This window comes from Hymenobacter persicinus (assembly GCF_004167665.1).
Lineage (GTDB): Bacteria > Bacteroidota > Bacteroidia > Cytophagales > Hymenobacteraceae > Hymenobacter > Hymenobacter persicinus.
This window is the reverse complement of record NZ_SEWE01000046.1, coordinates 25,310-34,979: the sequence shown is the minus strand read 5'-3', so window position 1 is coordinate 34,979 and position 9,670 is coordinate 25,310. Positions and strand designations below refer to the sequence as shown.

Here is a 9,670-nt window from a genome sequence, read left to right as displayed (position 1 = left end):
AAAGCTGTTTTTCAGGCCAGAATAATTCTCGTTTTTTCTCTAACGACTGGCTAATGGCGTGCAAAAACGCTACCATCAACTAGCTAATTTATACTTCGAGCAAACGCCCTTTGCGGCCGAATGCATCGAGGGCCGGCAACGAAAAAGACCGCGCCAACGGGGCGCGGTCTTTTTTGAGGGAGAGAGCCTGCGAAAAACTTACAGACGGCCTTGCTCGGCAGCCTTTTTCATCTTTTCGTTGGCGTAGATGGCAATTTCTACGCGGCGGTTAGCCTGCTTGCCTTCCACGGTGGTGTTGTCGGCAATGGGCTGGGAAGAGCCGTAGCCCGTAGCCGTCACGCGGGACGCATCAACGCCCTGGCTGGTGGTGTAGTTTGCCACGGCCTGGGCCCGGCGCTCCGACAGGGGCTGGTTGATGGCATCGGTGCCCGAAGCATCGGTGTGACCTTCAATCAGCACGTTCGTGTCGGGGTATTTCTGCAGCACGGCAGCCATTTTCTGGATTTCCGTCATCGAAGCCGGACGCAGCGTGGCGCTGTTGGTGTCAAAGAGGATACCCGAGTCGAAGGTGATCTTAATACCTTCGCCCACGCGCTCTACTTTGGCGTTCTGCATGTCGCGCTGCAGCTCTTCGGCCTGCTTGTCCATCTTGCGGCCAATCAGAGCGCCACCGGTACCACCCACGGCAGCCCCAATGATAGCGCCGGCAGCCGTACCGTTTTTGCCGCCAATCACGCGGCCCAGCACGCCACCCACTACGGCGCCGCTACCGGCCCCAATCAGGCCGCCCTTGGCCGTTTTGCTCATGCCGGTTTTGCGGGGGCCCGTGCCGTTAGCATCCGGAATGTTTGGGTTGCGGGTGGTAGCGCACGAGCCGAAGAACAGCGTCATGGCCATAAATAAGGCCATCAGTGATTTGGAAGATTTCATCAGAATGGAATTAGTGAAAGGAAAAAGGAGGAGTTACGGGGTCTTTTGCAGGTGCTTACTGGACTTTCCAACAAAATGTTTACCAAATATAGCCCGTAAGCTATACCTGATTGAGGACGAGCTTACTACTTTCGGTGGGGTCCAGCAAAATGCCCATCTACCGCGCCGAATGCGCGATAGATGGGCTTTTCCAAAAAGCTTGCCGAAACTCCGGATCCTGCTTAGCGGCGGCCAGCGGGCACGCGCACGGGCTCCGCGGCGGGGACGGCCGCGGGTTGCAGCATCGTCAGCAGGTCAGTGAGTTGGGACTTGAGCTGCTTGCGGTCGACAATAAAATCGAGGAAGCCGTGCTCGAGCACAAATTCGGCGCTCTGGAAATCTTTCGGCAGGTCCTTGCCGATGGTTTCCTTGATAACCCGTGGGCCAGCAAAGCCGATCAAAGCACCGGGCTCGGCAATGTTGAAGTCGCCGAGCATGGCGAAGGAAGCCGTGACGCCGCCCGTGGTGGGGTCGGTGAGCATGGAAATGTAGGGGATGCCGGCCTCGGAGAGCATGGCCAGCTTGGCCGAGGTTTTGGCCATCTGCATCAGCGAGTAGCCAGCCTCCATCATGCGCGCCCCGCCCGACTTGCTGATCATCAGAAACGGAATGCGGTGCTGGCGGGCATAGTCGATGGCGCGGGCAATTTTCTCGCCCACCACCGAGCCCATCGAGCCGCCGATAAACTTGAAGTCCATGCAGGCTACCACCAGGTCGAGGCCGTTGAGCTGGCCGTGGGCGGCGCGCACGGCGTCGGTCAGGCCCGTAGACTTCTGGGTGGCGGCCAGGCGCTGCGGATACGCTTTGGTATCGACGAAGTGCAGCGGGTCGGCGGAGCTCAGGCCCGCGTCGAGCTCGGTGAACTCGTTGCCGTCAAACAGGATTTCGAAATACTCGACCGAGTCGATCCGGTCGTGGTGGTTGCACTTGGCGCAGGTGTACAGCAGCCGCTTGTGCTCGGCCATCGTGGCTACCGTTTTGCACTCCGGGCACTTGTACCACAGGCCGTCGGGCGTTTCCTTCTTCTGCTCCGTCGGGGTGACGATGCCTTTCTCTACGCGCTTAAACCAAGACATTCTTCTGAAAAATTAGCAGCCGGAAGCTGAAGGGTGAAAATGCTGTACGGAAAACGAATTCCCCGCGGCCAGCTTATCGAAGTTAGGCAGAAAAGCTGGCCGCTGCTGGCAGCGCCAGGCTTCCCTGGATTTCGGACCTGCAAGTTAGGCGATGGTGATGGAGCTATCCAAGTAAACATCCTGCACGGCGTGCAGCAGAGCCACACCCTCGGCAAACGGCCGCTGGAAAGCCTTGCGCCCCGAAATGAGGCCCTGGCCGCCGGCGCGCTTGTTGATAATGGCGGTGCGCACGGCCTCGGCCTGGTCGGTGGCGCCCCGGCTTTCGCCGCCGGAATTAATCAGGCCGATGCGGCCCAGGTAGCAGTTGGCCACCTGGTAGCGGGTTAGGTCGATGGGGTTGTCGGAGGCGAGCTGGTCGTACATGGCCGGGAAGGTCTTGCCGAACTTGAGGGTGCGGAAGCCGCCGTTGTTTTCGGGCAGCTTCTGCTTGATAATGTCGGCTTGCAACGTCACGCCCAGGTGGTTGGCCTGGCCGGTGAGGTCGGCGGCCACGTGGTAGTCCTTGTCGGCCGTCTTAAAGGCGTCGTTGCGGGTGTAGCACCACAGTACCGTGGCCATGCCCAGCTCGTGGGCCCGCTCGAAGGCCTGGCTGACCTCGATGATCTGGCGGTTGGACTGCTCGGAGCCGAAGTAGATGGTGGCTCCCACGGCCGTGGCGCCCAGGTTCCAGGCTTCCTGCACCGAGCCGAACATGATCTGGTCGAACTTATTGGGGTAAGTCAGTAGCTCGTTGTGGTTGATTTTGACCAGGAACGGGATTTTGTGGGCGTACTTGCGGGCCACGGTCCCGAACGTGCCGAAGGTGGTAGCCACCGCGTTACAGCCGCCCTCCAGGGCCAGCTTCAGAATGTTTTCGGGGTCGAAGTACATCGGGTTGGGCCCGAACGAGGAGCCGGCGGTATGTTCGATGCCCTGATCGACGGGCAGAATGCTCAGGTAACCGGTGCCGCCCAGCCGCCCGTGGCTGTAGAGCTGCCCGAGGCTGCGCAGCACCTGCGGCGGGCGGTTGGATGGCCCGAAGCAGCGGTCCAGAAAGTCGGGGCCGGGCAGGTGGAGCAACTCCCGGCCGATGGTCCGGCACTCGTGCTGCAGCAGGGCCTCGATTTCGGCCGTCACGGGGAAAGACTGGGTTGCCATTCTGGAGAAGTTGGAAGTGAAAACGGCCGGAAGGGTAAGCAAATATAGGTTGAAAATCGGTGCGTTACCGGGCCGTGGTTGGAAGTTGCGGCGGCGGGGCGCTACCTTGCCGCGGGATGGTGGACCCGCCCGGGCCGGCCGTCACCACTTCGCTTTTTTAACCGGTGTCCTTCGTGAAGAAACAACCTATTCTGTTCGTGGCCACGGCCGCGCTGGCCGCCGCCACGGTGCTGCCAGGCTGCGTAACCTCCAAAAAATACGACGATCTGCGCGCCCGCCAGACGGCCACCGAGCAGGGCAAGGCCGAAGCTGAGCGGCAGCAGCGCCAAGCCGTAACGGAGCTCCAGAAAGCCACCGACGAGCTCACCGAGCTGCGGCTGAACAACAAACGCCTGATTTCCGACTCCACCCAGAACGGCAACGCCCTGCGCCGCACCCGCACGCTCTACACCCAACTCACCGACTCCTACGACAAGCTGCTCAAAAACTCCGACCGGGCCATGGCCGACAAGTCGGCCGACTACAACACGGTGGCCAAGGACCTGGCCCGCCGCGAGGCCGAGCTGGGCGAGCTGGATGCCTCGCTGAAAAAGAACCGCACCGAAATCGACAAGCTCAACGCCGACCTGCAATTCCGGGAAGCCAAGCTGACCGAGCTGACCAAGGCCCTGGCCGACAAGGACAAGGCCGTCAATGACCTCAAGGCCAGCGTGAGCAACGCCCTGCGCGGCTTCCAGGGCACCGAACTGCAGGTGAAGATGAAGGATGGCAAGGTGTACGTGTCGTTGTCGGAGCAGCTGCTGTTTAAAACGGGCTCGACCAAGGTGGACCCCAAGGGCCAGGAGGCGCTGAAGCAGCTGGCCGCGGTGCTCAAAACCCAGCCCGACGTGAACGTGGTGGTGGAAGGCCACACCGACAACGTGGCTTTCAGCCGTCCTACGGCCGCCATGCAGGACAACTGGGATTTGAGCGTGCTGCGGGCCACCGAAATTGCCCGCCTCATCACGGCGGGCGGCGTGGAGCCCCAGCGCATCACGGCCTCGGGCCGCAGCCAGTACATTCCGGTGGCCCCCAACGACTCGCCGGCCAACAAGGCCCTGAACCGCCGCACCGAAATTATCCTCACGCCCAAGCTCAACGAGCTGCTCAAGATTCTGGACTCCAACTCCACTACGGCCGCGCCGACCAAGTAACTAGCAGTAGCCGTTTGCTTTACGCCCGAAAAGGCGTACTTTTCTATAGCATTCCGAGAAAGCAGCCTTAGGGCTGCTTTCTTCATTACTGTCAGCGCCTTACTTAACAATTCACTCTATTTCGACACCTGTTATGCGGCCACGACTTCTGTTTCTCCTGCTATTGCTGAGCCTGTTTTCGCTCGGCACTTCCCTCTCAGCTCGGGCCACGCACCTGTTGGGCAGCGACCTAAGCTACGAGTACGCCGGCACCTTGAACAACCCCTACCAATACCGCTTCACAATTCGGGTTTATGCCGATCCGGGCAACCCGTCTGCTACCGTTGCCATCGACCTATTTCTGACCACCAACGGCTGCTCACCCACCGCTCCTGGAAATTTCCAGACTCGGCTTGAGAATCCCATCGTGACTAGGGAAGCGCTGCCAAGCTGCAATACGGGTGCCTACGCGTTGGTTAGCACGTTTCAGGGTTTGGTTCAGCTGCCCCCAGCCCGCTGGTCGATTGGGTATTTCATGGAAAACCGCTCGGAAAACCTTTTGAATATCACCACCTCGAGAGACAAAGCCATGTACGTGGAGGCGATGCTCGACAATACGATTGCGCTGCAGAACAGCTCCCCCAGGTTTACCACAACCACTTTACCTTACCTGACGGCCAACCAACCCCACGACTACAGCTTCAGCGCATTTGATAGTGATGGAGATTCCCTGCTCTACCAATCCGTGCAGCCTCTGGGGCAACGTACACCGGCCGACTGCCCCCTACCCATTGGCTTTGCCGCCTATCCGTTGGGCAGCTTTTTTGATCCCGTTACCGGGCAGTCCGTCGCCTACCCGGCCCGGTCGTACTCGGCAGACCAGCCCCTGTTTTCCTTTCGGGTCGTCAATGGCGTGGCGGCACCTTACTTCGAGCTGAACGCCGCTACCGGTGCTTTGATTACGCAACCCATCAGCACGGCCATTGGGAGCTACGCGCTGGTCGTGCGCGTGGATGAGTACCGCCGCGTGGGTTCAACCTGGACTCATATTGGCCGCGTGACGCGCGAGGTCACCTATCGAGTGCTCAGCAACAACAGTGGCGGCAACCGCAACCCGGCGCTGAGCAGCATTTTGCTGGGCAACCAATCCCAGCCCCTGAATCAGGCTATCCGCGTGGCCCCAGGTCAGCTCGTGATGCTCCAGCTCCAGGGTACTGACCCCGACGCCGGCCAAACGGTGCGGCTGAGCAGCCAGGTAGGAGTCGTAGTGCCGGGGGCATCGTTTCAGGCCACCGGCCCCGGCCAAGGCCAACTCACCTGGCAGGTACCACCCACGCTCCCGCTGGGCCGCTATTCCTTCACCGTAGCAGTAGCCGACAACTCCTGCCCCACCAATGGCAACGCGGTCCACACGCTGACGTTCCTCGTCACTAACCAGGTGCTGGCGGCGCATACCAGCCGCCTACGCCCCGAGCTGGCAGCCTACCCAACGCCTTTCCGCGAGCAGGTCCAGTTTCGGCTGGCCACTCCCGCCCGCCAGGTAGTCCAGATTGTGGATGGCCTGGGCCGGGTTGTAGCCGAGCTTACCAGCCAGGCCGATGGCACCGTGAGCTGGCACCCGGCCGCCGGGCTGGCCCCGGGCCTGTACCTGGCCCGCACCACTGAAGGGCAGCTTGTAACCCGCCTGCTCCGCGAGTAACGGATGTTTTTTCTTGGAATTAAAACGGCCGAGTCCTCCGCGGGAATCGGCCGTTTTAGGTTTCTGCGGCTGTCCCGCAATCCGGCTGGCATAGCTGCCAAACTTGCCAAACGTATGGCTCATCAGGATGCCGCAGCCGCCTGCCGTCGGTAAGCCAGGTCACCGCTGGGCTTGCTTCAGCCACCACTCCGAATTCAAGGCCCCATCCGCTACGTTTACCCGTTGTCCGGGCCGGGGCAGCAGCAGGCATACTTCGGGCGCGGCGGCCGCTCGCAGGCGCTCCACGGGCTCAGTCCAGCTGTGGAAGGCCAGATTAAACGTGCCCCAGTGCAAGGGCAACAGCGGCCCGCCACCCAGGGCCCGGTGAGCCGCCAGGGCGTGGTCGGGGCCCATGTGGATGTCGGCCCAGAGCTCATCGGAGGCGCCCACTTCCAGCATCACCAGGTCAAAAGGTCCGTAGGCGGCCCCGATTTCGCGGAACACCGGCTCGTACGGCCCCGAGTCGCCACCGAAAAACACGCGGTGGGTGGGCCCGAGCAGGCACCAGGAAGCCCACAGGGTATTGTCGCGGCTCAGGCCCCGGCCCGAAAAGTGCCGGGCCGGCGTGGCCGCCAGCCGGTGCGTGGTGCCCAGCGGCACTTCCTGCCACCAGTCCAACTCGGTAATCTGGGCGGCCGGCACGCCCCAGCGCCGCAGGTGGGCGCCCACCCCCAGGGGGCAGAAAAATGGCACACCGGTCCGCCCCAGCACCTTAATGGCCTCCCGGTCGAGGTGGTCGTAATGGTCGTGGGAAAGCACGACGGCGTCCAGTTTCGGCAAATCGGCCAGGGCCAGCGGCAGGGCAAAAAAGCGCTTGGGGCCCACCAGCTTCGATGGCGAGGCGCGGTCGGCCCACACCGGGTCGGTGAGGATGCGCATGCCGTCGAGCTCGATGAGCGTGGACGAGTGCCCAAACCAGGTGACGCGCAACGCCTCGGCGGGCACGGGCTCGGCCAGGGCGGCTACGTCGGCGCGGAAGGGCCCCAGGGGCTTTTTGGGCTCCCGCTCCTCCTTGCCCGTCAGCCAGCGGCGAGCCATCAACCCGTAGTCCATCGACATACTGGTGGGAATCGAATTCAGGTATTTCTTACCCGTAAACTGCGAAGGAGTTTTCATGCTGTGCAACTAACCGAAGCTCTAGCGGCCCACGCGGGCCGCGTACCGGGACTGACGATTGGGGCGGCCGTTTACTTTAAAACCGCGGCGGCCACCTAACAAAACCGCCCGACCAACGGGCCGGGCGGAAGTGCAGTACGGAGCTTTGAAGGTAGCTTAGCCAATAGCCTGCTTCAGATCCTCAATCAGGTCTTCGGCGTCTTCGATACCCACGCTGAGGCGAATCAGCGAGTCCGACAGGCCGGCTTTGCGGCGCTCTTCGGCCGGAATGCTGGCGTGCGTCATAGTAGCCGGGTGGCCCGAGAGGCTTTCAACGCCGCCCAGGCTTTCGGCCAGTGAAAACAGCTGGAATTTTTCGAGCACGGCAATGGCATCGTCCTTCACGTCGCCTTTGAGCACAAAGGAAATCATGCCGCCGAAGTCGTTCATCTGCTTGGCGGCCACCTCGTGGTTGGGGTGGTCCGAGAAGCCGGGCCAGTACACCTTACCCACTTTCGGGTGGCTTTTAAGGTACTCAGCCACCTTGCGGCCGTTTTCGCAGTGGCGCTGCATGCGGATGTGCAGGGTTTTGAGGCCGCGCAGCACCAGGAAGCAGTCCTGGGGGCCGGGCGTACCCCCGCAGGCGTTCTGGAAGAAGCTCAACCGCTCGTGCAACTGGTCGTCGTTGACGACCACGGCGCCCATCACGGTGTCGGAGTGGCCGGCCATGTACTTGGTCAGCGAGTACATCACCATGTCGGCGCCCAGCGCCAGCGGGGTTTGCAGGTAGGGCGTGGAGAAGGTATTATCGACGACGAGCAGGGCGCCGGCTTTCTTGGCCACGGCCGAGGCGGCGGCAATGTCGATAACGTTAAGCAGCGGGTTGGTGGGCGTCTCCACCCAGATCAGCTTGGTGCGCTCGGTCACGGCGGCTTCCACGGCCGTCATGTCGTGCATGGGCACGAAGTGGAATTTGATGCCGTAGGTGGCGTACACCTTGGTGAACAGGCGGTAGGAGCCGCCGTACAGGTCGTTGGTCGAAATCACCTCGTCGCCGGGCTGCAGCAGCTTCACGATGCAGTCGATGGCGGCCATGCCTGAGGCGAAAGCCAAGCCGTGCTTGCCGTTGTCGAGGGCGGCCAGGGCGTCCTGGAGCTGGGTGCGGGTGGGGTTGTGCGTGCGCGAGTACTCGTAGCCTTTGTTGTCGCCGGGGGAGCGCTGCACGTAGGTCGAGGTCTGGAAAATGGGCGTCATGATGGCCCCGGTGCTGGGGTCCGGGTGCACGCCGGCATGAATGGCTTTGGTACCGAATTTCATGGGGGAGGTTTTACGGAGTCGAAAAGAAGGACGGTTTACGCGGAGTGGGGCGGTAAAGGTAAGAAGGCGGACGAGAGAAAAGTTTTGCCCAAACTTCCGGCCGCCGCTAGGGCTGGCCCGGCAAAGACAGTATCTTGGTGGCAAAATCTTATTCACACTCAACCGCTTATTGCTTTGAAACAACTTCTACTGCTGTGGGGCCTGCTGGCCCTGACCTTAACTACCCAGGCGGCCCCTGCCCCGGCTGATTCGCTAAACCCCGGCCAGCAGGCCTACATCGACTCGGTGCACGCCACGCTCCACTACCAGACCGGCCACATCACCTTGCCCAATGCCTTGGGCTCCATCAACGTGCCCGCCGGTTTCCGCTACCTCGACGCCAAGCAAAGTGAGCGGGTGCTGACCAAGCTCTGGGGCAACCCCAACGGCGAGTCGCTGGGCATGCTGTTTCCCGTGGCCCAAGGCCCGCTCGACGACAACGGCTGGGCTTTCGTGGTCGAATACGACCCCTCCGGCTACGTGCAGGACGACGATGCCGCCGACATCGACTACGACGACCTGCTCAAGGAAATGCAGAACGACACCGAGGAAGCCAATGAAGAGCGGGAAAAGGACGGCTACGGCCGCGTGCTGCTCGTTGGCTGGGCCGCCAAGCCCTTCTACGACGCCAAGCTCAACGTGCTGCACTGGGCCAAGGAGCTGCGCTTCAGCACCAGCCCCGAAAACACGCTCAACTACAACGTGCGCCTGCTCGGGCGGCGGGGCGTGCTGAACCTGAACGCCGTCGGCAGCATGGGCCAGCTGCCCGAAATTCGCCGTTCCATTCCCGCTCTCATTACCAGCGTGGAGTTTGCCAAGGGCCAGCAGTACGCCGACTTCGACCCGAAGCTCGACGAGGTGGCCGCCTACGGCATCGGGGGCCTGGTGGCGGGTAAGGTGCTGGCCAAGGTGGGCGCTTTTGCCCTGCTGGCCAAGTTCTGGAAAGTAATCATTGCCCTGGTGGCGGGCGGCTGGACTGCTATTCGCCGCTTTTTCGGGGGCAAGACGGCCGAAGAATAAGCTTTCCACGGCAGCTCCAGGCGGCACTATGCAGCCTTTCGGGCCCA

General features: G+C 61.9%; 8 protein-coding genes. 3 read left to right on the top strand and 5 right to left on the bottom strand.

Annotated elements, in window-relative coordinates; translation table 11 throughout:
• Positions 1-198: 198 nt before the first annotated feature.
• From EWM57_RS17360 to EWM57_RS17350, 3 genes are all read right to left on the bottom strand, one after another.
• Entirely contained in the window at positions 199-930 is a 732-nt protein-coding gene (locus EWM57_RS17360) for an OmpA family protein (RefSeq protein WP_165370558.1), read from the bottom strand.
• A gap of 221 nt (positions 931-1,151) precedes the next feature.
• Entirely contained in the window at positions 1,152-2,045 is an 894-nt protein-coding gene (gene accD / locus EWM57_RS17355) for an acetyl-CoA carboxylase, carboxyltransferase subunit beta (RefSeq protein WP_129922420.1), read from the bottom strand.
• Positions 2,046-2,189: 144 nt separating this feature from the next.
• On the bottom strand, positions 2,190-3,242 hold the full coding sequence (locus EWM57_RS17350) for a class I fructose-bisphosphate aldolase (RefSeq protein WP_129922419.1): 1,053 nt from the start codon (positions 3,240-3,242) through the stop codon (positions 2,190-2,192).
• A 173-nt stretch (positions 3,243-3,415) separates the two neighbouring features.
• On the opposite strand from EWM57_RS17350, the gene EWM57_RS17345 reads away from it, so the two are divergent.
• Positions 3,416-4,435 (top strand): OmpA/MotB family protein, encoded by a 1,020-nt coding sequence (locus EWM57_RS17345; protein ID WP_242510122.1) that lies wholly within the window; start codon positions 3,416-3,418, stop codon positions 4,433-4,435.
• 133 nt (positions 4,436-4,568) lie between these two features.
• Positions 4,569-6,113, top strand: coding sequence for a hypothetical protein (locus EWM57_RS17340; protein ID WP_129922418.1), 1,545 nt, complete (start codon positions 4,569-4,571; stop codon positions 6,111-6,113).
• Positions 6,114-6,272: 159 nt separating this feature from the next.
• Here EWM57_RS17340 and EWM57_RS17335 read toward each other — a convergent pair whose 3' ends face one another.
• Both EWM57_RS17335 and EWM57_RS17330 read right to left on the bottom strand, forming a co-directional pair.
• The gene (locus EWM57_RS17335; RefSeq protein ID WP_129922417.1) at positions 6,273-7,268 is read right to left on the bottom strand and encodes an MBL fold metallo-hydrolase; all 996 of its coding nucleotides are present in this window, start codon (positions 7,266-7,268) and stop codon (positions 6,273-6,275) included.
• A 156-nt stretch (positions 7,269-7,424) separates the two neighbouring features.
• Positions 7,425-8,564, bottom strand: coding sequence for a cystathionine gamma-synthase (locus EWM57_RS17330; protein ID WP_129922416.1), 1,140 nt, complete (start codon positions 8,562-8,564; stop codon positions 7,425-7,427).
• Positions 8,565-8,738: 174 nt separating this feature from the next.
• Here EWM57_RS17330 and EWM57_RS17325 point away from each other — a divergent pair, with 174 nt between their 5' ends.
• Complete coding sequence (locus tag EWM57_RS17325; RefSeq protein ID WP_165370557.1) at positions 8,739-9,623, top strand: DUF2167 domain-containing protein; 885 nt, start codon at positions 8,739-8,741, stop codon at positions 9,621-9,623.
• The last annotated feature ends 47 nt before the right edge of the window (positions 9,624-9,670 follow it).

Coding starts and splice junctions, on each gene's coding strand:
- EWM57_RS17360 (WP_165370558.1), bottom strand. CDS start 930: ATGAAATCTTCCAAATCACTGATGGCCTTATTTATGGCCATGACGCTG.
- accD (WP_129922420.1), bottom strand. CDS start 2,045: ATGTCTTGGTTTAAGCGCGTAGAGAAAGGCATCGTCACCCCGACGGAG.
- EWM57_RS17350 (WP_129922419.1), bottom strand. CDS start 3,242: ATGGCAACCCAGTCTTTCCCCGTGACGGCCGAAATCGAGGCCCTGCTG.
- EWM57_RS17340 (WP_129922418.1), top strand. CDS start 4,569: ATGCGGCCACGACTTCTGTTTCTCCTGCTATTGCTGAGCCTGTTTTCG.
- EWM57_RS17335 (WP_129922417.1), bottom strand. CDS start 7,268: ATGAAAACTCCTTCGCAGTTTACGGGTAAGAAATACCTGAATTCGATT.
- EWM57_RS17330 (WP_129922416.1), bottom strand. CDS start 8,564: ATGAAATTCGGTACCAAAGCCATTCATGCCGGCGTGCACCCGGACCCC.